At 46.1% G+C, this 308-nt stretch carries 1 protein-coding gene; it reads right to left on the reverse strand.

From position 1 onward, the window contains the following. Positions 1 to 308 (reverse strand): flavodoxin domain-containing protein (locus AB4585_RS24030; protein ID WP_372171263.1); only part of this gene is annotated, 308 nt, incomplete at both ends.

Below are 308 nucleotides of genomic sequence, written 5' to 3' on the forward strand. Positions count from 1 at the left end.
GGCCAGTAGCCGATAAAGTTAGGTTTGCTTGGCTGAAGCTGCTGATGAAGTAGTCCCATCGCATCCTGAAACCATTCGCCATATCCTTCTTGATCCCCTAAGCCGAATAACGCGACGTGCTTGCCTGTTAGCGGTACGCCATCTATGTCGTGCCATAATGCTCCCCAGTCTTCTTGAAGTTCACCGAAATCCCATGTGGAAATCCCTAGAATCAAAAACTCATAGTCGTTCATTAGGGAGAGTGGGGTATCTTTTACATTGTGCAGATCTACAATATCGCTTCCAATGATGTCTCGAATTTTTTCTGC

The organism is Vibrio sp. 10N.222.49.C9 (assembly GCF_041474985.1).
In the GTDB taxonomy this organism is placed as follows: domain Bacteria; phylum Pseudomonadota; class Gammaproteobacteria; order Enterobacterales; family Vibrionaceae; genus Vibrio; species Vibrio crassostreae_C.